The 22,209-nt window shown below is 48.3% G+C and carries 18 protein-coding genes; 6 read left to right on the top strand and 12 right to left on the bottom strand.

Going from position 1 to position 22,209, the window contains the following annotated elements; translation table 11 throughout:
- The first annotated feature begins 2 nt into the window (after window positions 1-2).
- Window positions 3-416, top strand: coding sequence for a SoxR reducing system RseC family protein (locus tag Q7P67_RS04700; RefSeq protein WP_303850754.1), 414 nt, complete (start codon window positions 3-5; stop codon window positions 414-416).
- On the opposite strand, the gene Q7P67_RS04695 is transcribed toward Q7P67_RS04700, so the two are convergent.
- Window positions 403-1,413 (bottom strand): transglutaminase-like domain-containing protein, encoded by a 1,011-nt coding sequence (locus tag Q7P67_RS04695; RefSeq protein WP_303850753.1) that lies wholly within the window; start codon window positions 1,411-1,413, stop codon window positions 403-405. The two genes, Q7P67_RS04700 and Q7P67_RS04695, sit on opposite strands and share 14 nt — an antisense overlap.
- 68 nt (window positions 1,414-1,481) lie before the next feature.
- Here Q7P67_RS04695 and Q7P67_RS04690 point away from each other — a divergent pair, with 68 nt between their 5' ends.
- Entirely contained in the window at window positions 1,482-2,843 is a 1,362-nt protein-coding gene (locus Q7P67_RS04690) for a TIGR00341 family protein (protein WP_303850752.1), read from the top strand.
- Here Q7P67_RS04690 and Q7P67_RS04685 read toward each other — a convergent pair whose 3' ends face one another.
- Both Q7P67_RS04685 and Q7P67_RS04680 read right to left on the bottom strand, forming a co-directional pair.
- Window positions 2,844-4,133 carry a hypothetical protein gene (locus tag Q7P67_RS04685; protein ID WP_303850751.1) on the bottom strand — a complete coding sequence of 430 codons (1,290 nt, stop codon included), beginning with the start codon at window positions 4,131-4,133 and terminating at the stop codon, window positions 2,844-2,846. It lies immediately after the preceding gene.
- Window positions 4,134-4,264: 131 nt separating this feature from the next.
- A complete protein-coding gene (locus tag Q7P67_RS04680) occupies window positions 4,265-5,986 on the bottom strand; it encodes a hypothetical protein (protein WP_303850750.1) in 1,722 nt (573 codons plus the stop codon).
- A gap of 190 nt (window positions 5,987-6,176) precedes the next feature.
- On the opposite strand from Q7P67_RS04680, the gene Q7P67_RS04675 reads away from it, so the two are divergent.
- Window positions 6,177-7,703 carry a tetratricopeptide repeat protein gene (locus tag Q7P67_RS04675; protein ID WP_303850749.1) on the top strand — a complete coding sequence of 509 codons (1,527 nt, stop codon included), beginning with the start codon at window positions 6,177-6,179 and terminating at the stop codon, window positions 7,701-7,703.
- Between the two features lie 368 nt (window positions 7,704-8,071).
- Here the strand turns inward: Q7P67_RS04675 and Q7P67_RS04670 are convergent, their stop codons facing one another.
- From Q7P67_RS04670 to Q7P67_RS04630, 9 genes are all read right to left on the bottom strand, one after another.
- Window positions 8,072-9,082: a hypothetical protein gene (locus Q7P67_RS04670; RefSeq protein WP_303850748.1), complete on the bottom strand. Its 1,011-nt coding sequence runs from the start codon at window positions 9,080-9,082 to the stop codon at window positions 8,072-8,074.
- Between the two features lie 6 nt (window positions 9,083-9,088).
- Window positions 9,089-9,889, bottom strand: a complete 801-nt coding sequence (gene dapB / locus Q7P67_RS04665; RefSeq protein ID WP_303850747.1) for a 4-hydroxy-tetrahydrodipicolinate reductase — start codon at window positions 9,887-9,889, stop codon at window positions 9,089-9,091.
- Window positions 9,886-10,758, bottom strand: coding sequence for a 4-hydroxy-tetrahydrodipicolinate synthase (gene dapA / locus Q7P67_RS04660; RefSeq protein ID WP_303850746.1), 873 nt, complete (start codon window positions 10,756-10,758; stop codon window positions 9,886-9,888). Before dapA ends, dapB begins: the two co-directional genes overlap by 4 nt.
- A 29-nt stretch (window positions 10,759-10,787) precedes the next feature.
- Window positions 10,788-11,582, bottom strand: coding sequence for a diaminopimelate epimerase (gene dapF / locus Q7P67_RS04655; protein ID WP_303850744.1), 795 nt, complete (start codon window positions 11,580-11,582; stop codon window positions 10,788-10,790).
- A gap of 30 nt (window positions 11,583-11,612) precedes the next feature.
- On the bottom strand, window positions 11,613-12,872 hold the full coding sequence (gene lysA / locus Q7P67_RS04650; protein WP_303850743.1) for a diaminopimelate decarboxylase: 1,260 nt from the start codon (window positions 12,870-12,872) through the stop codon (window positions 11,613-11,615).
- An 84-nt stretch (window positions 12,873-12,956) separates the two neighbouring features.
- A complete protein-coding gene (locus Q7P67_RS04645; protein ID WP_303850742.1) occupies window positions 12,957-14,690 on the bottom strand; it encodes an ABC transporter ATP-binding protein in 1,734 nt (577 codons plus the stop codon).
- 67 nt (window positions 14,691-14,757) lie between these two features.
- Window positions 14,758-15,420 (bottom strand): tetratricopeptide repeat protein, encoded by a 663-nt coding sequence (locus Q7P67_RS04640; RefSeq protein ID WP_303850741.1) that lies wholly within the window; start codon window positions 15,418-15,420, stop codon window positions 14,758-14,760.
- The gene (locus Q7P67_RS04635) at window positions 15,386-16,036 is read right to left on the bottom strand and encodes a DNA-3-methyladenine glycosylase (RefSeq protein ID WP_303850740.1); all 651 of its coding nucleotides are present in this window, start codon (window positions 16,034-16,036) and stop codon (window positions 15,386-15,388) included. Before Q7P67_RS04635 ends, Q7P67_RS04640 begins: the two co-directional genes overlap by 35 nt.
- Complete coding sequence (locus Q7P67_RS04630) at window positions 16,033-17,091, bottom strand: ankyrin repeat domain-containing protein (protein ID WP_303850739.1); 1,059 nt, start codon at window positions 17,089-17,091, stop codon at window positions 16,033-16,035. The genes Q7P67_RS04635 and Q7P67_RS04630 overlap by 4 nt, the downstream gene beginning before the upstream one ends.
- A 236-nt stretch (window positions 17,092-17,327) precedes the next feature.
- On the opposite strand from Q7P67_RS04630, the gene Q7P67_RS04625 reads away from it, so the two are divergent.
- Genes Q7P67_RS04625 through Q7P67_RS04615 form a run of 3 tightly spaced genes read left to right on the top strand, consistent with a single transcriptional unit; the run spans window position 17,328 to window position 22,206 of the window.
- Window positions 17,328-19,892 (top strand): ATP-binding protein, encoded by a 2,565-nt coding sequence (locus tag Q7P67_RS04625; RefSeq protein ID WP_303850738.1) that lies wholly within the window; start codon window positions 17,328-17,330, stop codon window positions 19,890-19,892.
- Entirely contained in the window at window positions 19,889-21,100 is a 1,212-nt protein-coding gene (locus Q7P67_RS04620; RefSeq protein WP_303850737.1) for a response regulator, read from the top strand. Before Q7P67_RS04625 ends, Q7P67_RS04620 begins: the two co-directional genes overlap by 4 nt.
- Window positions 21,097-22,206, top strand: coding sequence for a response regulator (locus Q7P67_RS04615; RefSeq protein ID WP_303850736.1), 1,110 nt, complete (start codon window positions 21,097-21,099; stop codon window positions 22,204-22,206). Before Q7P67_RS04620 ends, Q7P67_RS04615 begins: the two co-directional genes overlap by 4 nt.
- The last annotated feature ends 3 nt before the right edge of the window (window positions 22,207-22,209 follow it).

Raw genomic sequence — 22,209 nt, 5'->3', positions numbered from 1 at the left:
AGATGGCAGAAATTTTAAGACACACAGGTGTCGTTGTAAACGTTGACGGGGATCACACGGCAACTGTTGAGGTTATGCGTGAGCACGCCTGCACAGGCTGCGGTGAAAAATCATCATGCACCATGTCCGACGGGAACAACGTACGCATAACATTCAGAAACGCCCGTGACCTTTCAAAGGGCGACCGTGTTGAGATATCTATCGACAGCAGAAACTTTTTCCGCTCGCTGTTAACAGTCTATGTCGTTCCGCTCCTTTTCATGCTTATTTCTGCTATTGCTGCTGATGCTGTGCAACAGAGCCAGCTTGTGACAGCCGCATCGGCACTGACCGCTCCCGCGGTATATTTTCTGCTGCTGAAACTTTTCAGACGTGGCAGAACATCCCAGACCTATAGAAAAATCACCACGCCCTGACAACCTCTTTCTTCCCGTGAACAAATTTCGGCATCTCCTCTCCTATATCCGCACCCGAACCTCTGTATGAAGGATCCAGCATTACGCAGGGCATATTGTCGAAAGAATATTGGCGGGTGTTCGGAACGTGCACCGATTCTATCTGCATACTGACGCCTGCTGGTCGTTCCGCCGAAATCATCAGCACAGCTCCCCCGGCAGGGAACACGCACTCTTTGCTGAAAACCGTAACTCCATCCGCGGAACAGTCAGGAAAATAGCTGGAAGGTCTCTTCTCCATATGTTTCTGCTGATCAAATTTATTAGGGAACACCATTATGCCGAACCGCTCGTCCGACTGTGCCATTATCCGCACATGTTTATTTTTCCCCAGATCCATGAGCATATAGCGCCTTTCATCAACAAATGTGCTTTTATCGTATACAACGTTATAGGCGGGCTTGAACACATGCCCGCCCTCAAGTCCGCACGCCATGACATACATGTGACGGGGAACTGCCACGAGATAGGGCTTAATCCCTGTTATGCAGTTAAGCATGGACGCGAGCAGAATTGAAAGGTCTTCACAGTCCCCGCCTTTCCCCAGTGTTTCGTAAGGCGGAAGAATGTTGTTTATGCCGTTGGGTTCCCCGACATAGGGTACGTTTCTGCGGACGTATTCAAAAACGCTCTGAATCTTGCAGTATGCGTCATCGCCGCAGGGTGCGGTTATGTTTGCAACAAGCGCCTCCAGAGCGGGGTCGTCCTTATACACCTTTGAACTGTAGGCATAAAAGGGCGAAGTGCGGCTTGGCGGTTCCAGAAAGGTTTTAATGGGCAGGGTCTCCGCTTCCGGTTCCTCAACCGATTCCACAACTGTCTGCACAGGCTCGTGTCCTGCGTTAACGACTTTTTTCAGCGCCGTGCTGTTGTTCAGAAACGAAACATACGTGTCCGGAAAAAACGCGGCATAAAGCAGGAGCGCAATAGCTATGAGTGAGAATATTTTAAATTTCATAACCGTTCTTCATATTTATTGTCAGCATATATATTTAACTGATACAATTTATAGCATAGGAGTATAATATGACAAAATTTGAGAAATTTCTCCAGTTTTTCAATATAGAAACCGAACCTCAGTTCTTCGAAGACCTGTATCTCCAGTCTGAAATGACTAAAACATACACGGTTCTTCTGCTTCTGGCAAACTTTATAGCTCTTTTCGGACTTATCACCAACAGTGTTGCGGTGATAATCGGCGCAATGCTTATATCGCCACTGATGGGTCCAATAATCAGCTTCGGTTTCGCATACATAACATCGGAAAGTATGCTGATGACGCAGTCTTTGCGCACAATCGGTCTCAGCCTTGTATACGTTATCCTGTCCGCAGCTATACTGTCGTTCATCTCACCGCTTAACGAGCTGAACGAACAGATTATGGCGAGGACAAAACCGAACCTTTACGACCTTTTCATCGCGGTTTTCTCCGGTCTGGCAGTCGCCGTAAGCTACCTTTCAAAACGCGCAAGCTCCTTTTCCATCATAACCGGTGTGGCAATAGCAACATCCATAATTCCGCCTCTGAGCGTTGTCGGATTCGGCATAGGAACCGGAAACTGGGCGGTCTCCGTCGGTTCGTTCCTGCTTTTTTTCACCAACTTCACGGCAATAGTGGCAACGACTGCACTCAGCGGCATCCTTTTCGGCAACCAGTATTTCCAGCATCTTAAAGATTTCAACTACGTTAAGAAACGCCTGGTTATGATAGTTCTGCTGATACTTCTCACCTGTCTGCCTCTCTCTTTCACACTGAAACAGTCAGTGGAGAACCTTAAAATACGAAGAATCGTTAACACTGCGGTGGGAAGCATAAAGAACGCCACCGTGTTCAACGTCAGCTACAGCATGGACAAAGATAAGCTGAAGATTAACCTTGCCCTCGCCTCAAGTAAACCTCTGACTCACGACGAAACCCTTCTGCTGAAATCTGAAATTGAAAACAGACTGGGCAAGAAGAGCGAGATAAACATCACGCAGGTGGCTCTGAAAGAGGATATCGTCAGCAACACCAGAACAGTCGTTAAAGCTGAGAAACAGATTATTCCTGAAGAAACTGTAAGAACCTCTTCCGAAGGCTTCCGAAAAAAGACAGGGGATATTTTGCGGGAGATAGAAAAACTGCTCGCCCCGGCAGAGATTGCTGATTACGCGGTCATATTGAAATCCGACGGGTCGTCTGTCCTCAATCTGAACGTAATAAGAGATACACCCGTTTCTCCGGAGGAACTCGCAATGCTGACCAAATTCATAGCCTCAAAATTTAAATACGACATGTCTGTGACCGCGGAGACCAAAGCCCCCGTTACAGAGGAGGAAACTGGGGAACAGACCGGACAGCAGACAACAGAGAAACAGGAAGAGCTGCCAAAGGCTGAAAAGAAATAATCAGTCCTTTTTCTGGAGGTTGTTATAGTATATGCGCATCTTATCTGTCAGAAATTCGCACGGATAATATATTCCGGCGGCGTTTCCCACCCCGAAATCACCCTCATCGGTTACGATGCTCTGTCTTTCAGGGATAAATGTCTTGTGCAGACCTGAGTAGGCGCACTCTTTGTCGCATATCAGTCTTACGGGCATCATATCGCCGGTGATTCCCCACACAAGAGGTTTCTGCGGACATGCCTGACGCAGCTTGAACGCGTATTCCAGAAGCTGCTGCTTCATCGCCGGAAGAAAAAGCCTGCCCAGCAGCTTAACTGAATCAATATCAGCGTATCCGGCATAGGCGAGCTCGTACATTATCTTATGTATCTCAATGCTTCCGGTAGTGTATTTATTCTTTTTAACTATATCCACAAACAGGTTCACGGTCATAAGGATGCGCATGAAAGGATTCTCCGCGTTCTCCTGAATATTGAAAACGGGTATACCGTTCTCATCCTTATAGCAGTATCTGTTCAGTATAGCTCTGTAAACCTGCGGGTCCCGGCAGAGGTCTGCCGCTATCTGTGCGGACTGGTGGCTTTTAAGCGCCGCGTCTGAATCCTCCATGGCATAACCGGAGAAGATGCCGGAATACTGCATGAAGGTGGTGAAGGTCATGTTATGGATGAAATATTCTTTATCCGTGAGGTTAGAAAGCCGGTTGAGGTGCATGGATGAGATTATCAGTCCCAGAAAAGTCGTATACACCGAGTTTGAAAACATGTCCATGTGGCTGTCGATGTTGCGCACCATTTTAAGCATGACAGCGGTGCCCTTTGCATTGTCCATAACCTTTGCAAGGAAGCCTTCCAGACTTTTGCCTACCTTTGTTTTGCCGTCCACATATTCATGGAACGCTTTAAACTTTCCGCCTGAGTTTTTAACCTTTTCAAGCGCTCTGCCTATGCGCCCGTCAACACGGAGCCTGTACAGTTCCAGAACTTCGTCGGAAACCTGAACAGAGAAGGAGGTGGTCATAAACGCTGGATTGACAACATAACGCTCAAGGAGGGATTCTATATATTTTTCAACAGGAACGTCTTTGTTTATAAGTATGTTCCCGCCCATATCACGGAGCTCCGAAGCCATGGGCATATTGTGGCTGAAAATGCTGATATTATGATATCTCAGATATTTAACGAATTCGGACGCACCCTGAAGCGCCAGTCTGCCGCGGAGCGCGCCTTCAGACATATCAAGATCGGCAGCAAGCATTTCAAAAACGTTTGAATGGGCTATAGTCTGCATGTGCAGCCTCATTAATCAGATGAATAAAACAATTGTATTAAAATAAATTATGAATAGCAACACATATTTACTGCACATTTTTTGTGCATGTGAACAAAAAAAGGGCGGTTGCCCGCCCTTTAATGATAAACCTAGTATGCAACCTCCGCTGCCTGAGTGACATACTGCCTTGCATATTTGTCTGTGTAGTTGAGCCTGAACTCATAGGTGTAACCTGTTTCGAACAGCCCTGCCTCAAAAGTATAACTTCTTGCAGCAAAAGGCAGATTCTCTTTATCGATAACAGTGCCCATATAGTTTACGCCCTGTTTTTTGTCAACATGGATATCGATATCGCTGACATCCTCGTCTGTGGGGAGCGTATAGGTGACTGTGACAGTTCCGTCGCCGTTCTTGACGGCAGATGCTGTCACAGATTTGGAAACACATGACGGAAGCGTAACTGTTTTTGTGGCTGTTGTGCTGTCTGCCAGAGTTACGTTGTAAGTAAGGGTACTTCCGCAAAGGTTCTGTGCGGAAAATGTCACTGTTCCTGTCTGTATGAACTGAGACGAGCTCCAACTCCATACCTGACCGTTTTCAAATATCTGAACACTTTTGCACTCAGTGTCGTAAGGGTTAACAGACAGACTTACGGTGCCGGAAAAGGCGTTCGATGTCACTGTTGCAGATGTGACAGCAGATGCGCCCTGACAAACCTCTGCATAGGCATATCTGTACTGCCAGTTGGCATCGGTGCTGAGCGTTGTCCAGAACTCGACCTTCTCCTGATTTCCGAGCAGATACCATGCCCCGTTTATCTTCTGGAGAACCATACCTGCGTCGCCCGCTTTCGTGTCGCTGTATGCCTCTTCATAAACCACCTGGCTGTTCATGACACCCTGAATGTGGTTGTCCATATATATCCGGTACATAAGAGTACCGTGTCCTGAAAGCGACGCATATGCCGGATCGTCGGCAGTCATTTTAACCGCTGTGGCAGCGTTTGAAACAACGTTCATTGTCACGCCGACGGGTATCTCTTCGCGATCGGCGGTCATATCAGCTATGAAAGTTGCCGCACCGTAGCCTCTGTCAAGAAATCCGTCTGAATATATCATAGCTGTGAGAGCCGCAACATCACCGCCGAAATAGGAATTTACCATATTCTGTGCTGTCTGCTCTATTGTTGCCTGTTCGTTTTCGCTTACAGGGATCTCAATGCCGCCGGCCTCGACAGTTGTCTGAACCTGAGTCATGGCAGTTTCATACGCCTGCGCATTGCCCGCATTGTCCCATGTTATGGCTGCGGAATACGCCTGCTGAAGTGTCGTGTATGTACTGTTGCCTGTGTCCGTAACAGCCTCTTTAACAGTTGTTACGTCTATGGCAAGAGTCGCTTCCTTTACACCCTCAAGCAGATAGGAAACCATGTCCTGTGTGCCGACACTGCTGTCCACAGCCGCAACCATGGATTCAAGAACGTCCACGAAAAGGGTTGTTATAGGTGTTGTCGCGCCCAGATCTGCGCTTGTGCCTGAAACGTCAATGGATTCAAAAAAGTTTTTAAGAACCAGATCTCCGTATACCGCTCTGATGAACACAGGGTCGCCCTCTGTGTATGCAACCGAACAGGCATACTCATTTCCGTTACCCGTGCTGGTCATACGCACCTCTGTTCCATCGGGAAGGGTGAGTGTGACAACCATGTCAACCGCATCTTTTGCCGCCGCTTTGGCACCGTCCATTTCAACAGTTGTTTTGACAGTAATTTCAGATGCCGGCTCGGAAGAACTGCTTCCTCCGCCTCCGCATCCGAAAAGAGCCGAAACAAACAGCGCGACCAGTGCAAAAAGAAAAAATTTCTTAAACATAGCCTGCCTCCTTTTGTTTATGTATTAAATTATACCATCTGAACATATGTCCGTAAATAAAGATTTCAAATTCATGCAATTGTCAAAATTTTGTTATACGCTAATCATTATAAATAAGCATTGCCGTTTCTACCGTTTGTCTTCGCCGCCGCGATGTGTTATCTTTGAAAAAAACATAACGGACGTGAAAATGCAGAACGCAACTCCCGAACAGATACTGCGCGTTGCCACCCAATACCACAAAGAGGGCAATCTGGACGCCGCCGAAAAACTTTACAAAACAGTTATAGAGGTTAGGCCTCATTCGGCGGAGGCGTGGTTTTATCTGGGGATGATATATTATGCGAAAAAAAACCATTTTGATGCTGAAACATGCCTTAAAAGGGCATTGGAGCTGGATCCTAAAAATGCGGATTACAGCAACAATCTTGGCGAAATGTACAGACAGGACGGGATGCTGGATCAGGCGGAATATTACATACGCAACGCCATAATCATGAACCCGAATCAGGCGGATGCCTTCTGCAATCTGGCGCTTATATGCAAAGCGCATGGCGATTATGACCATGCGAAACTGTATTTCTCCCGCTCTCTGGATCTCAACCCTAAAAACATCAACACTATAATAAACGTTGGCAACCTGTTCCTAACCCTTGGAGAGTATGACGACGCAGGCGAATGTTTCGTGGCGGCGCTTGGAATTTCACCGGACAACCCTGCCGCCCTGCGTGGCTGTGCGCAGAGCTTTTATGAAAAAGGTGAATACAACACGGCGGCAGCAATGCTCAGCAAACTGACAGCGGGCAAGCCTGATATGCACAGGGAAAAGGTTGATCTCGCCCTCATAACCCTTAGAAATAAGGATTTCCGCAAAGGTTTCCAACTCCTTGAATCAAGGCTGAAACACCTGCCCCACATAATGCAGGGCGACGAGAAAACACTCTGGCGCGGAACAGACCTTAAAGGAAAGACTATATACGTTTACGACGAAAAAGACGGTCTGGGCGGTTTCGGCGACACAATTATGTTCGTCCGGTTCGTCACAGAACTTGAAAAATACAGTCCTGAAAGGATAGTTCTGCGGGTTCAGCCGGAACTGGTTTCCCTCATTGCTGCAAATATGTCTGAAAAGGTGGACGTAGTTTCCGAAAACCATGAACCTTTCGATGTACATTCACCGCTTTTAAGCCTTCCTCTTGTCCTGAACGTCAGAGCAAAAACAATGTCAGGCGCAAACGGATATCTGAAGGCGGGCGGCGAGAGAAGAGCTGACCTTTTTGATAAAACAGTTAAAAATATAGGTATCGCATTCGCCACGGATAAATCACACGTTAAGCACGAAACACGCACCGTCCCGCAGGAGGCTTTCACACAGCTTGCCGCATCGGAAGGAGTTAAACTGTTCTATATATCAAAACAGGAACCCGACGCACCGCTTGAACGGACAATCACAGACCTGCGCCCTCATATAAACGACTTTGCTGACACGGCGGACATAATCGCCAATCTGGACATGGTGATAAGCGCGGACACAGCCGTTGCGCACCTTGCCGGAGCAATGGGAAAAAAGACTGCGCTGCTTCTGAACAGGCTCCACGACTGGCGCTGGTTCAGCATAGCAACAGGACAGAAAACCGTCTGGTACGACAGCGTTACAGGCTATGTGAAGGATGATGATATCAGATGGGAAGAGCTGGTTAAAAAAGTTATTCTGTAGATTTACAAAAATTTGGCGGAGGTTTCAGGTCCTCCGCCTTTTGTTTTGCCCATAATCGGGCAGAATCTCCTGCGATCACAGGCACCCTCAGCTGCACTGCAAATCACTTTTGCTTCCTCCCATGTCTTTGAAATTAAGACAGCAAATCACAACCTTCAGGGTGTATATTTCAGATGATTTCGTCCCGGAATTACTTCCTTTTTTTGGCTTTATAATCGGACTAATTTCATCCTCTGACAACTAACATATTACAGAACGTTGTTAATTCAATATGTAAATATTGTTTACATCATTATTTTTCAGCTACATAACGAATTGATTTAAAAGGGTTTTTAAATTGATAGATTAATTTAACACGTATAACTGCGTTATTGACGTGAATTGTCAAAGAGATGTAGTAACTCAATATTCATCTTTCTGTGAACGGAAATTCTGTCCACTCCCTCATCATCTTCACACAGGTTATAGAATTTTTCCCGCTTGTTTCCGGCGCAGGGGGAGATGAAGACAGAATGGTCTGCATTTTTTATTACGGTCAGCTTCATGCCGGAAATGAGAGACGCAACATAAAGAGAATCGCGGTCGCCTGTCACCATCGAATCGAACTCCGCGGCATAGACCGAGACGGGGATTTTTACGTTATCAAACGCATCTTTTCCGAAAAGAATACCGTATGCGGGAGCCATGAGCACAGCAGCTCGAAGATCCGGCAAAGTGATATTTATATCTGAGTTTGTGAGCTTTTCCAGCTTTCTGCGGTTTGCAGGCAGACAGAGGAGTATCTGCGCATCGTCCTTTCCGCAGTAGTCTTTCAATATGCCAAGATCAGCCTTTCCTCCCGCAAGAACGGCCGCCGTATAGCCGCCCATTGAGAAGCCCGCTGCATAAACGTTTTTAAACGCATCGGCTTTAATACCGCGCACAGAGCGCAGGTTTTCAAGAGCAAGCGCAGAAAGTTTCGGACGAAGATGCACAGGATGGAACACCGCATCGTTCTGTTTCAGACTCCACATGTCCGGATATGTAACCGTTATCACGGCATATCCGCCCCGCGCCAGATACTCCGCCGTGTCGTGCTGCCCGTACATATTTCCGCCGAAACCGTGGGCGAGGATGACCACACCCTTCACCGTCGCGGCAACAGGCGCATTTTCCGCCGCGGATATCTCATAAAGCCCCTTCTCCTGTTTGCGTTCGGTCTTGTCTGTGGGGTACCAGAGAGCGTATTCAAAGTCATGCCCGTGGTAAGAAAGGGGATAATATCTGATTCCGGCATTGAAAGCCAAGGCTGAGAGTGAGATGAAAAAGAGCATGAATGAGACAGCGGGAACATAAAAGACCGCTCCTACTCCTGTTTGCAGAGTGCGAAGCGGTCTCATTTTATTTTACAGTCCTAAAACGTCGAACATGTTGTAGAAACCGACAGGTTTTCCAGCCAGCCACACTGCAGCGGATATGGCTCCGTTTGCGAAAGTGTCTCTGGTGTGCGCCCTGTGGGTTATCTCTATGCGTTCGCCCTGTCCGCAGAACATCACTGTGTGTTCGCCCACGATGTCACCCGCGCGCAGGGTCTGCATACCTATCTCTCTGTCTGTTCTGGGTCCGATGATGCCGTGGCGGCAGAAAGCGCCGTCCTTTTCGATATCCCTGCCGAGAACGTTTGCGATAACTTCGCCCATCTTCATGGCTGTGCCGCTGGGTGCGTCCTTTTTCAGCCTGTGGTGGGATTCGACTATCTCAATGTCATACCTTTCGCCTATGGCTTTGGTGACCATCTCAAGCACCTTAAAGGTGAGATTTACGCCGAGGCTCATGTTGGGCGAGAACAGTACGGGTATCTTTTCAGCCAGTTTTTTTATCTCTTCAGTCTGTGCCGCGCTGAGTCCCGTGCTGCCGATAACGACAGGTCTGCCTATTTTCGCATATGCTTCGAGGTTCTTCATTGTGGGTTCAGCGCCTGTGAAGTCTATGAAAGCGTCACAGCCCCCCAGAGCCTCCTGCATATCGGAAGTTATCTTAACGCCGATTTTCCCGATGCCTGCCACCTCACCAGCGTCATGCCCCAGAAAGGGACACGCGGAGTGTTCCAGCGCACCGGAAACGGTGCATCTGTCGTCATCGTTTATAAGAGCTATGATGCGGCGACCCATTTTTCCCGCCGCACCTACCATCGCTATTTTCGTCATATAACGCCGACCTGTTTCATAACGGCGGTGAGTTTCGCCGTGCCAGCCTCTGTCATGGGGATGAGGGGAAGACGTATCTCAGGTCCGATGAGTCCCATAAGTTCCAGCGCTTTTTTAACCGGTATGGGATTCGTTTCAAGAAACAGGGCGTTGAACAGGGGCAGCAGTTTGAAGTGCAGTTCTCTTGCGGTTTTCATATCGCCTGCGACAAAAGCGTCGTAAAGGGCGGCGGCATCCGCAGGGCAAACGTTAACAGAAGCGGAGATAACGCCGCTTGCGCCGATGCACATCAGCGGATAATAGAGTGAATCTTCGCCGGCCAGCAGTCCGAAACCTTTCTCGGCGTTGCCGAGGATTGCACCTGCCTGATCCATTGAACCGCTCGCCTCTTTAATGGCGACGATATTAGGTATCTTTGAAAGGCGCACAACGGTGTCCGGCAGCATATTTACGGATGTTCTGCCGGGAACGTTGTACATAACTATCGGAATATCCACGCGCTCTGCAACGTGTTTAAAGTGCTGATACAGACCCTCCTGAGTGGGTTTGTTGTAGTACGGAGTGATGATAAGCGCGCCGTCAGCACCTGCTTTTTTAGCGTGTTCAGTAAGATATACTGTCTCGTGTGTGGAATTTGAACCGGAACCCGCGATAACGGGAACGCGTTTTTTAGTCTGGTCTATAACAATGTCGATAACTCTGCAATGCTCTTCGTGTGTCAGGGTTGCGGATTCGCCTGTGGTTCCACAGGGTACTATGCCGTCCGTGCCTCTGGCTATCTGATATTCAACCAGATTTCTGAGAGCTTCCTCATCGACAGCGTTATTTTTAAAGGGTGTGGCAATGGCAACGATACTGCCTTCAAACATTGGATATCCTCCGATATATTTTTTAATTTTCAGTAATTTACAGCTTCGTCTGTCAGTTCTCCGGTGTAAATGACGCGGGCTTCGCCCTCCAGATACACCTTGTCACCTTCAAGATAAACCTTCAGCAGTTTGCCGCTGGTTGTCTTTATGGCGACCGGGCTTTTTAACAGACCTTTAGAAACGGCGAACATGGCACATGCAACGGAACCCGTTCCGCAAGCCATAGTTTCGCCTTCAACCCCTCTCTCATAGGTTCTCACCCTGAGATGTCCGTTGTTGTCCACGCCGCAGAAGTTCACGTTTGTGCCTTTGGGCGCGTAATATTCGTGGTAGCGCAGAGCGGGACCGTATTTCATTATGTCCGCGCCTTCAACATCGTCCGTGAAGACAACGCAGTGGGGAACCCCCGTGTTGACGCTGTTCACTTCAAGTTTTTCACCCTTAACGTCAAGGGTGTAAGACTCTTTATAGTCAAAAGGCTGAGTCATACGCACTTTCACGTCCGGCTCAGCTTTGATCTCCGCTTCGATGATCCCCGCCAGTGTTTCGAATGACATTTTTTCGCCTGCAATGCCGTTAAGATAGGCAAAGCGCGCAGCACAGCGGGAACCGTTTCCGCACATCTCCGCAACGGAGCCGTCGGAATTATAGAACTGCCATGAAAAATCCGCTCCCTGCTTCGGCGCCTCTATCAGAAAAAGACCGTCCGCACCGACGGAAACGCATCTTGCGCAAGTCTTCACAACGAAGTCAACTACGTTGATGCCGTTCATCTTTCCGTCTCTGTTGTCGATGATGATAAAGTCGTTTCCGGAGCCGCTCATTTTGTAGAAAGGAATTTTTCTCATATATTTTTACCTGTTCCTGAGAAATGACGGAACCGATTCCGGTCCGGTCAGATCCGCATAGGTTTCTCTTCGTCTTATTATATAGTAATTTCCGCCGCTCACAAGAACTTCCGCAGCTCTCGGACGGGAATTATAGTTGCTCGCCATGCTCATACCGTATGCGCCCGCGCTCATAACGGCGAAAAGCCCTCCGACGGGTACGTCTGCCGCTATTCTGTCCTTTGCCAGAAAGTCTCCCGTTTCGCATACGGGTCCCACAACGTCGCATGTGATGGTTTCCGCTGTTTCACACACAGGCAGAATACCGTGGTACGCATCATAAAGAGAGGGTCTTGCCAGATCGTTCATCGCCGCATCGACAATCTTGAAATGCTTCGTTCCGCTGTCCTTCGTATAAAGAACGCGGGTAACAAGAACTCCTGCATTGCCGGAAAGATTCCTGCCCGGCTCGAAAATCAGGGTTATATCAAGATTTCCCGCAGCTTCCAGAATCGCTTTGGCGTAATCTTCATGTTCAGGTGCAGTCTCGTCGTTATATGTTATGCCGAGACCTCCGCCCATGTCCAGATATTTTATATCAATTCCGTCAGCCCGCAAGTCTTTAATAAGACTTACCATAATCTTTGCGGCATCCGCAAAGGGAGAAACGTCCGTAAGCTGCGAGCCGATATGGCAGTGAACACCCTCAACATCAAGACTGTCAAGCCCCGCCGCATACCGGAACTGCTCACGCACTGTTTCAACGGAAATTCCGAATTTATTCTTTTTCAGCCCTGTGGAGATATAGGGATGTGTCTTAGGATCGACGTTCGGATTCACACGGATGGCGATGCGTGCACGTTTGCCCGCTTTTTTAGCCTCTTCGTTCAGAACATCAAGCTCCTGTGCAGATTCCGCGTTGAACATCAGTATCCCCGCATCAAGAGCTTCGCGTATCTCCTGTCTCGTTTTGCCCACTCCGGCATAAACAATCTTTTCAGGGTTTATGCCCGCCCTGAGCGCCCTGTGAAGCTCGCCGCCGGACACTATGTCAGCCCCTGCACCGAGAGAACCGAGAAGGCTCAGTATGCCGATATTGGGGCAGGACTTTACCGCGAAACAGATTATCTTTTCGCGCCCTTTAAAGGCATTGCTGAACGTATTAAAACTGTCTGAGAATGATTTAGCGCTATAGACATAAAAAGGCGTACCGATTTCAGAGGCTATCTGTTCCAGAGACACCCCTTCGCAGTACATTGTTCCGTTTTCATATGAAAAATAATCCATTGAGGCTCCCGAAAAACCCACTCAATCAGAATCCTGCAAAAGTCTGACTAACGCTACCACCGCAACATGCTTTTGTCAAAGTGATTAATCCCCTCCGCTTCCGAACTGGAGACGGCAGAGATTTGAATAAATATCGCTGTTTTTAATGAGCTCGCTGTGTTTTCCTGTGGCGGCAACACGTCCTTTTTCAAGCACGACTATCATGTCCGCATTGACAATTGTTGAAAGCCTGTGAGCTATTACAAAGCTGGTTCTGCCCTTCATAAGATTGGTCAGCGCCTGCTGAACGATACGCTCCGACTCCGTGTCCAGAGCGCTTGTCGCCTCGTCCAGTATAAGTATGGGAGGGTTCATCAGAAGTGCGCGCGCTATCGTAAGCCTCTGTTTCTGACCGCCGGAAAGCCTGTCTCCACGCTCTCCGATTACGGTGTCGAAACCGTCGGTAAGATCGTTTATAAATCCTGTGGCATAAGCGCTGTCGGCAGCGGATATTATCCTGTCCATGTCGGCGTCTTCAACGCCGTAGGCTATATTATTTTTCACAGTGTCGTTAAAAAGAAAGGGTTCCTGAGAAACTATACCGATGTTGCGGCGGAGAGAATTTACGCTGAACTCCCTTATGTCGGTTCCGCCTATGGTGATACGCCCTCCGGTAACGTCGTAAAATCTGGGTATCAGCGCCGCTATGGTGCTTTTTCCGGCACCGCTGGCACCAACCAGAGCCACTGTCATACCTGGTTTAACGTCCAGGCTGACCCCGTTGAGCACTATGTCCTCACCCGTCTGATATTTGAAGAATACGTCCTCGAAACGTATCTCTTTACCTTCCGCCTGACAAATGAGCGTGCCATCGTTGTCCAGCATCTCGTTCTGCTCGTCCAGCAGCTCGAAAATCCTGTCGGCAGACGCAAGCGCGGTCTGCACAGTAGTGTTGTCGCTGATTATCTTTTTAAAGGGTTCGAACATGAGTCCGAACGCCGTCACGAACGAAAAGAAGGTTCCTGGCGTGGTGTTGCCATTTATAACCTCGAAACCGCCGTAGAAGATGATACCCGCCACGGCAAACCCTGCGATGGTCTCCATCATGGGGGAACTGAGAGCGGAAACGGCAAGTTTTTTCAGTTTATAGTGCACTTCCTGATTGTTCAGGCGGACAAATTTATCTATCTCACGGTCTTCGGATGCAAACGCCTTGACCACCTTAACCCCTGTGAAGCTCTCCTGCAGCGCGGAGGACACTATGCCCACCTGCTCCTGTTCCTTGCGGCTGTAGCGTTTTATCATTTTGCCGGATTTCTTTATGAGTATCAGCATGAAAGGGAGCGCTATGAAAATAGTTGAACCAAGTTTAAAGTCCTGATAGAGCACGACGCCGATAAGGAAGAACACCGAAAGGGAATCGCGGAATATCTTAACGGCGGCAGGGATTGCGTTCTGCATGTTGTTTGCATCACTGATGATGCGCGCCATCATTGTTCCGGTCTCGTTGCTGTCGTAATAGCGCATGGGCAGGTATATCATCTTTGCATAAAGCTCTTCCCGCAGCTTTTTCACTGCCATCTGGGCGGCATACTGCATCTGATGAACCTGTATAAAGCGCGCGGCGCAGCGGAAAGAGTACATAACGACGATAACTATCGGGATAAGCCGGAGCATATCCTCTTTCTTAGCGATAAAGATATCGTCCAGAACGTGTTTCACTATGTATGCAGTAGCGCCGTCCGTCGCCGAGACAAAAGCGGACGCTACCAGAGCGAATATGATCTTCTTTTTGTTGGGTTGAAAATATTTGTATATGCGTTTGAATCTGCTGTTCATTGGGATATTGTTACAGAAGTGCTTAAAGATTTTCAACCGATTTTAATAAAATCACAAAAAAACCGTTTCATCGGTACTGTTTCGCAGCCTCCCTGAACCAGCGCAGCGCCTCTTTGTTGTTTCTCTTCGTGCCTCGTCCGGCGCTCAGCATACAGCCGAGGTTATACATCGCCTCGCCGTGCCCCTGTTCCGCAGCCAGTTTATACCAGTATACCGCGTCCTCATCGCTCTGTATGGTTCCTCTGCCTCCGGCAAAGAGCAGCCCCAGCTTGTTCTGTGCGGCGGCAAAGCCCTGTTCCGCAGCCATCTCAAAATATTCGAACGCCTTTTCCGGGTCTTTTTTCCCTGTGTGCCCGCGAAGATAGTAAAGTCCGGCTTTATACTGTGCCTCCGCAAGCCCTTTCCGCGCCGCCGCCTCAAACATGGCGAGTGCGCCGTCCGCTCTCTGTTCCATATATATTCCGTGGCGCATGTAGTTTCCAAGGATGAGCATCGCGTGGGGAGAACCGAGTTTAGCACTGAGAAAATAGAGGTTGACCGCCGCACGCACGTTCTTCTTAACACCCTGTCCGTTCTCGTACATGGTGGCAAGTGTAAGGCAGGCCGCCGGATTTGTCGCGTGTCTGCGGAGTATCTTAGCCGCCTTGCGGAATTGACCAGCCTCATACAGGATTCCGGCGTATTCCAGCGTCGGACTAAAGAAATTTCTGATTTTTCGAAACAGTTTCATTGTATCCGCACACCTCATAGCTGCCCTTTTTCGGCTTTACGGTGCATCTTTCAAGATATTTTTCATCTATAAAGCGGAAGGGAAGATGTGCGTCTCTTCCAACCGGAATCCCCAGCCGCACGGTCTGAACAAACAGCTCCGGTCTGTATCCGTCGTCTGTAACGCGGATGTCAGTTTCATCTATCTGTTTTCCGTCGTAATCCTTCACGTCTATGCCCAGCGACCTGCAAACCAGTGTCTGACCGGATGCAAGTCTTTCCACATCACGCATCCTTCCGTCGGGCATAAGGTTGTTCCTCTGCATCATTATAAGCGGTTCGCCCTTGCAGTCGGCAATCGCCGATTTTATGAGCACCGCGTTTCCTTCACCGTGCGCTGAAAAATTGAGCGAGGGTTTGCCGCGTGCGTAATACATGTATATTGTACCGCCATCCATAAACAGGGCTTTTCGTTTTTCAGTGTAACCCAGAGAAGCGTGGCTCCCTTTGTCGGTGAGAAAATAACATTCAGTCTCTATTATGCGAAGGCGCATGGCGCCGCGGGTTATAACCTTGCCAAGAAGCTCTATGGCAACCAGCATTGCGTTTCTGTTGAAAAAGACGGAAGAGAGAATCATTTCAGGTTGCTTCTGAACTGTCCGGGCTGTGCCTGCTGCGGGACAGGCTGTGTCTGCATGGGCTGAGTCTGTGGCTGTCCGGGCTGTGCCGGAAGAACCGGAACAGGCTGATTCAACGGTGTCCCCGCCGGCTGAGTTCCGGCAGGCGGTGCCGGTGTCTCAGGCAGGGGCTCGCCGATTACGGTGCCCTCCTGTGCCTGTTCGCCGGAGAGAATCTCCGCTATGTCTTCGTGCCCGAAGCGAAAGGCGTAGTCCTGTGCAGTCTGCCCTGCTTTGTCCCTTGCTGTTTTGTCCGCGCCGAGACTGAGCAGGGAGAGCACAATACCTGAATAACCGTTTGCAGACGCTTCCATAAGCGCAGTGCGCCCCAGTTTGTCTTTGGCGTTTACATTGGCTTTATTGTGCAGCAGCAGTTCCGCAATGTCGTCGTGTCCATAGTGTGCAGCTATCATAAGGGGCGTCTGCCCTTCGTTGTTCGGTTTATTGGGGTTTGCCCCTCTTTCAAGGAGTATCTTTGCGATGCTGAGCTGTTTCTGTCTGGATGCGTGGGCAGTGGGGGTCATGCCGTCAACGTCGGAAATATTGGGATTCGCCCCGCCCATAAGCAGTGCGGAAACAGCCTGTCCCTTTCCCATGTAAACAGCAAGATTAAGTGCTGTAAAACCCAGCGTGTCCTGTTTATTGATATCCGAACCGTCCGCTGTTATCAGCTCCCTGAGCCTCTTTTCATCTGCTTTCAGAACCGCCTGCATCATCGGCGTCCGGCTTTCAGCATAGGAGGGAACGTTTGCCTCCGCAGGTGCGGGTTCACCGGCAGGTTCTGCACTCAAATCATCCGCTGTGGTTTCCGCCTCAGGTTCCGCATCTTTTTCACCCTTCTTTTTTTCAGGATCCCAGTCCGGATATATGGCTTTGATGATTTTATTGGTCACAAGCGGTCTTTCAAGTGTTGAATCAATAATGAGAAGAACAATCACAAAGGCAAGCAAAACGGCAGATATGCTTAAAATCTTTTTGTTCATCCGTACCCCGCTGTCGAAAGTATAATATTTCATTGTCAGCTAAGCAATAAAAAACAGTGAAAAGGTATGTTTAATCTTTCCGTTGATGTAATTTTCAGTAATCAAATGTTTTTTTGACGTTACGTAATTTTTTGCTTTCTGCGCTAATATTTTTTTAACCTGTAATTTCATAAATATCTTTGAAATCAATATTGACGGACTTTTATAAACTACTACTTTAGGTATATCTAAAAAGACACAATTCGAAATCTTTTATATTTGGAGCATTTATGTCCAGAACAATATTGATTGTGGATGATTCATCCAGCACTGCGCTTATTCTTAAACTTGCTTTACTTGAAGCGGGATATGAAATAACGGAAATATGCCATTCAGGTGATGAGGCAATCCGCTCTGCTGCGGAAAACCCGCCCGATCTGATCCTTATGGATATCGTTCTGAAAAACGGTATGAACGGCATTGAGGCGGCAGAGATAATAACAGCGCACCAGGACATACCCGTTATCTTCCTTACAGGTGCCGACGACGACGGCATCGTGAGGGAGATGCTCTCAAAAACACCTTACGGTTTCATACAGAAACCCTATAGGATGTCCATGCTCAACGCCATAATAGAAATCGCTCTGCAAAGGAAAGAAACCGAACGGATGCTTCTGAAAAGTCAGGGCAAACTGCGTCTTTCCACACAGGTTCTGGAGCTTCTCAACATAGCCGAAAACGGCGAACAGGCGGTCAGCGATATTCTTTTCATCATAAAGTCCATGACAGGCATAGACGAAATATCCATCTCTTTCATAAAAGAGGTGCAGTTCACCGAAAACGTCTCTTACAGCACTTCGGACATCTCTGCACCAAAGGAAACAAAACCAGCCGGATGGTACGACATCATAGAGATTATCTCAGGATTCATAACAGACGGCAACACCGACCCGTCGATGCCGTTTTTCACCCCGCGCGGTGCTTTCTGGACAAACAATCTGCCTGAAGACGCCCCTTTGCTTTTCAGCATAAATCCTTCCGCAAAAATTGATTACGAAATGCTGGACAGAGGTTACGATGCGGTGGCGCTTATCCCCCTGCACGCTGACAGCAATATGATAGGGATACTGAAACTGTTCAGCAGCAAAAACAGCGAATTTACATACGAAGACATAGTATTCTATGAGCGTATCAGTGCAAGCATCAGCGTAACGCTTTCCAGAAACAGCACACAGTATAAACTGAAACAGGCGTATACCCAACTGAGCAAACTTGATCAGATAGTTAACAAAAGTCCTGTTGTCACGTTCAACTGGGAGATAAACAGCAATCTGCGGCGACCTCTTTTCGTTTCAAAGAGTATCGAAGGGCTTGGATATACGCCGGAAGACTTTTACAGCGGCAAAATACAGCTTTGCAGCCTCGTCCATCCGGAAGATGCGGACAATCTCATAAAATGCAACGATACCATGAATATTTCAGATAAGGATATTAAAGTGCTGACATATCGCATCCGCAACAGCAAAGAAGAATACAGATGGGTTGATGACTACCTCTGGAAAGAGGAGGGGGAAAATTCAGGAGACAACTATCAGGGAGTAATGGTTGACGTTACAAATCAGGTTACGGCAACAATGGTGCTTAAAGAGAACGAAGCGTTCATGGACACCGTACTTAAAGGTATAAAAGCGGCAATAATCATCACAGACCCGGCGAGCAGACATATAAAAGCAATGAACGATGAGGCGGTGAGACTGCTCGGATTTCAAAACACAGACTATGCCGACCAGCCGTTTGATGAATTTCTGAACCTTGAGGAGGTTTTCGCGGCAGCCGAGCAGAACAGCTCCTCCGAAGTGCTTATCCAGCACGGAGACGGTACGAAGATACCAGCCGGAAAGACAGTTCTGGATGTCACATGGCAGGGAAAACCCCATCAGGCACTCATTCTTTTCGATATTACCGAGCAAAAGACACTTGAGCGCCAGCTCAGCATAGCCCAGAAACTTGAATCCATAGGCTCACTCGCCGCAGGGATAGCACACGAAATAAACACGCCCATACAGTATATCGGCGACAATGCCCGCTTTCTCATGCACACTTTCGAATCGTTTATGGAAATGATAGACGCTGCAAGGTCGCTCTCCGAAAAAAAACCGGGGGAGGCGGGTTTCGATGACGTTTTCAACCTGTTCACCGAAATAGTGAAGGACTCAGACCTCAGTTTTATCAGAGAAGAGGTTCCCGCCGCAATAAACCAGTCAATCGAAGGGGTGGACAGAGTCGCGTCCATCGTGCGGGCAATGAAAAAATTCTCCCATCCCGACAGAGAGGACAAACAGCCTGTGGACATCAACAGCGCAATAGAGAACACAATCACCATCACCCGCAACGAATGGAAATATTATTCCGAAATAGCAACGGATTTTGACGAAACACTCCCATATGTCCCATGCTACCCCGGTGATTTCAATCAGGTCATACTGAATATTCTGGTCAACGCGGCGCAGGCTGTGGAATCAAAAATGAAGGATTCAGGCGGCAAAGGACAGATACGCATCTCCACACATAACATGGGAAACACTGTGCGTGTGGTTATAAAAGATACGGGCGGAGGCATACCCGAACCAATACGGCACAAAGTTTTCGATCCTTTTTTCACAACAAAGGAGATTGGAAAAGGCACCGGACAGGGACTTGCCATCTCCCATCAGATAATCGTTAAAAAACACTCCGGACGAATATATTTCGAGGTTGAAAACGGAATCGGCACCTCTTTCATCATCGAAATACCCATAGAAACGGAAAACGAACCTTCAAAAGCACATTCTGATTCAGCGGAGCGTATCGGATGAAAAAAAGCGTTCTTTTCGTAGACGACGAAACAAATATACTCGACGGGCTTCGCAGGATGCTCATCACTATGAAAAGCGAATGGGACATGACTTTTGTGAACAGCGGCTCTGCGGCTCTGGAGTTTCTTTCGAAAAAGCATGTGGATATCATCGTAACCGACATGCGGATGCCTGAGATGGACGGAGTTGAGCTGCTTACGCAGGTTCAGTCAAAATTCCCCGGAGTGATACGGATAATACTCTCCGGTCACTCCGACAAAACGATGATAATGAAGTCCGTGAAGCTCGCCCACCAGTTCCTCACAAAACCCTGTCCGGCTGAAAAGATAAAAGATACCATCAACTCAGCATACAGTATGCTCAAAATACTGAAAAACGAAGACGTTAAAAGCATGGTGTCCAGAATAGACTCCCTGCCCTCTCTTCCTGACACCTATCTCAAGGTCGTTGACGAAATGAACAGCGAAGACTGCTCAGTTGCAAAAGTAGGCGCACTTATTTCCAGCGACGTAGGCATGAGTGCCAACGTGCTCAAACTGGTGAATTCATCCTTCTTCGGATTCTCAAATCACATTTCAAGCCCGATGCAGGCTGTCAGTCTTCTAGGGCTGGACGTGGTCAAGGGCGTTCTGCTCACATCTCACCTTTTCCACTCGTTCAAAGACGAAAACACACGCAACTTCTCACTGGAAAAGATGATGTCCCACAGCATACTCGTGGCGCGAATAGCAAAGGCTATCGCCCTGCACTGCAAAATGGACAGAAAAACAGTGGATGACTGTTTCATCGCAGGAATACTCCACGACATAGGCAAACTCATAATGCTAGCCAACTTCAAGGTCACATACAACGTCATAATAGACAACTCCAAACAGGAGAACAAATCCCTGTGGGTCTCAGAAAAGGATATACTCGGTGTAACCCATTCGGAGATTGGCGCATATCTTCTCGGTCTCTGGGGTATGCCGAACAGCATAGTGGAGGCAGTCGCCCTGCACCACACGCCGAATCTCAGTATAAACGGTGACATATCTCCCCTTACCGCCGTTCACCTTGCAAACGTTTTCGAGCACAGACACGTTGTTCTTCACGAAAACTATGAAGAGCACACCCTCGACATGGAATATATCAACAGAATCGGTCTGACAGAGTCCATAGCGGAGCTTGAAGCTCTCGGCAAAAATATATGTGACGAGACAATATCATGAACAACAGAATACTATTCATCGACGACGACGAGAACATACTGGCATCTTTCAGGCGTAATCTTCGCAGGGATTTCGAGATAGAGACCGCGGCATCACCGGAAGAGGGTCTGACAATGCTGAAATCTTCAGCGCAGAATCCCTTCTCAGTTGTTGTAAGCGATCTGAAAATGCCGAAAATAAGCGGTATCGATGTTCTGCGCAGTGCAAAACGCATAAACCCAAACACAGTGCGCATAATGCTCACAGGCTATGCGGACATAGACACGGCAATGAACGCCGTCAACGAAGGAAATATCTTCCGCTTTCTCACAAAACCCTGCTCCATAGAATCACTCAAACAGACGCTGAAAACCTGCATTGAGCAATACTCACTGGTAATGGCGGAGAAAGAGCTATTAAGGGACACTCTTCAGGGCAGTGTCAAAATGCTGGTCAACGTCCTTTCCATGCACAGCCCCGAAATTTTCGGCAGAAGCGAGGATGTGAAAAAGCTGGTTAACAGTCTTCTCAAAAAAATAAAGGTGGAAAAACAGTGGCAGCTTGAGGTCGCGTCTATGCTGGTATATCTCGGATATATCGCCCTCCCATCTGATATCCTTAAAAAGGTGACTGACGCAAAGGAACTTACCCCGACCGAACAGCAGATATATGAAGCATATCCTGAAAACGGTGCCGGACTTGTGGCCAACATCCCAAGACTGGGAGGTGTCGCGGAACTCATCAGAAAGCAGCGTATTCTTGCCGATTCAGCATCCAGACAGCCTGTGGCTGTGCGTATTCTCAATATGGTCATGGAGTTTCTTGACCTTGAGAAACAGGCGGGCATACACAGCGCACTCACAACCATAAAGAATAAGGCGAACGTTTACGGCATAGACCTCATAAACGCCTTGCAGGATATAGTCGGCACCAGATCCGGACACGTTCTGCGCTCGCTGAATATCTCCGAACTGCGTGAACAGATGGTGCTTGATGAGGATGTGCTTACCGTAGACAACCTTCTGCTCTGTAAAAAGGGGCAGGAACTTAACGACGTCCTTATAATGCGGCTCGTGAACTACGGAAAATCATGCGGTGTTAAAGAGCCTATTAAAGTGCTCGTATAGGTG

The organism is Seleniivibrio woodruffii, from assembly GCF_029267515.1.
Lineage (GTDB): Bacteria > Chrysiogenota > Deferribacteres > Deferribacterales > Geovibrionaceae > Seleniivibrio > Seleniivibrio woodruffii_A.
The sequence above is the reverse complement of the archived record's forward strand: the minus strand, read 5'-3'. Positions and strand labels throughout refer to the sequence as shown.

Bases quoted from the DNA above. Each gene is read 5' to 3' on its own strand.
- Q7P67_RS04700 (WP_303850754.1), top strand. From the start codon at position 3: ATGGCAGAAATTTTAAGACACACAGGTGTCGTTGTAAACGTTGACGGG.
- Q7P67_RS04695 (WP_303850753.1), bottom strand. From the start codon at position 1,413: ATGAAATTTAAAATATTCTCACTCATAGCTATTGCGCTCCTGCTTTAT.
- Q7P67_RS04690 (WP_303850752.1), top strand. From the start codon at position 1,482: ATGACAAAATTTGAGAAATTTCTCCAGTTTTTCAATATAGAAACCGAA.
- Q7P67_RS04685 (WP_303850751.1), bottom strand. From the start codon at position 4,133: ATGCAGACTATAGCCCATTCAAACGTTTTTGAAATGCTTGCTGCCGAT.
- Q7P67_RS04680 (WP_303850750.1), bottom strand. From the start codon at position 5,986: ATGTTTAAGAAATTTTTTCTTTTTGCACTGGTCGCGCTGTTTGTTTCG.
- Q7P67_RS04675 (WP_303850749.1), top strand. From the start codon at position 6,177: ATGCAGAACGCAACTCCCGAACAGATACTGCGCGTTGCCACCCAATAC.
- Q7P67_RS04670 (WP_303850748.1), bottom strand. From the start codon at position 9,082: ATGAGACCGCTTCGCACTCTGCAAACAGGAGTAGGAGCGGTCTTTTAT.
- dapB (WP_303850747.1), bottom strand. From the start codon at position 9,889: ATGACGAAAATAGCGATGGTAGGTGCGGCGGGAAAAATGGGTCGCCGC.
- dapA (WP_303850746.1), bottom strand. From the start codon at position 10,758: ATGTTTGAAGGCAGTATCGTTGCCATTGCCACACCCTTTAAAAATAAC.
- dapF (WP_303850744.1), bottom strand. From the start codon at position 11,582: ATGAGCGGCTCCGGAAACGACTTTATCATCATCGACAACAGAGACGGA.
- lysA (WP_303850743.1), bottom strand. From the start codon at position 12,872: ATGGATTATTTTTCATATGAAAACGGAACAATGTACTGCGAAGGGGTG.
- Q7P67_RS04645 (WP_303850742.1), bottom strand. From the start codon at position 14,690: ATGAACAGCAGATTCAAACGCATATACAAATATTTTCAACCCAACAAA.
- Q7P67_RS04640 (WP_303850741.1), bottom strand. From the start codon at position 15,420: ATGAAACTGTTTCGAAAAATCAGAAATTTCTTTAGTCCGACGCTGGAA.
- Q7P67_RS04635 (WP_303850740.1), bottom strand. From the start codon at position 16,036: ATGATTCTCTCTTCCGTCTTTTTCAACAGAAACGCAATGCTGGTTGCC.
- Q7P67_RS04630 (WP_303850739.1), bottom strand. From the start codon at position 17,091: ATGAAATATTATACTTTCGACAGCGGGGTACGGATGAACAAAAAGATT.
- Q7P67_RS04625 (WP_303850738.1), top strand. From the start codon at position 17,328: ATGTCCAGAACAATATTGATTGTGGATGATTCATCCAGCACTGCGCTT.
- Q7P67_RS04620 (WP_303850737.1), top strand. From the start codon at position 19,889: ATGAAAAAAAGCGTTCTTTTCGTAGACGACGAAACAAATATACTCGAC.
- Q7P67_RS04615 (WP_303850736.1), top strand. From the start codon at position 21,097: ATGAACAACAGAATACTATTCATCGACGACGACGAGAACATACTGGCA.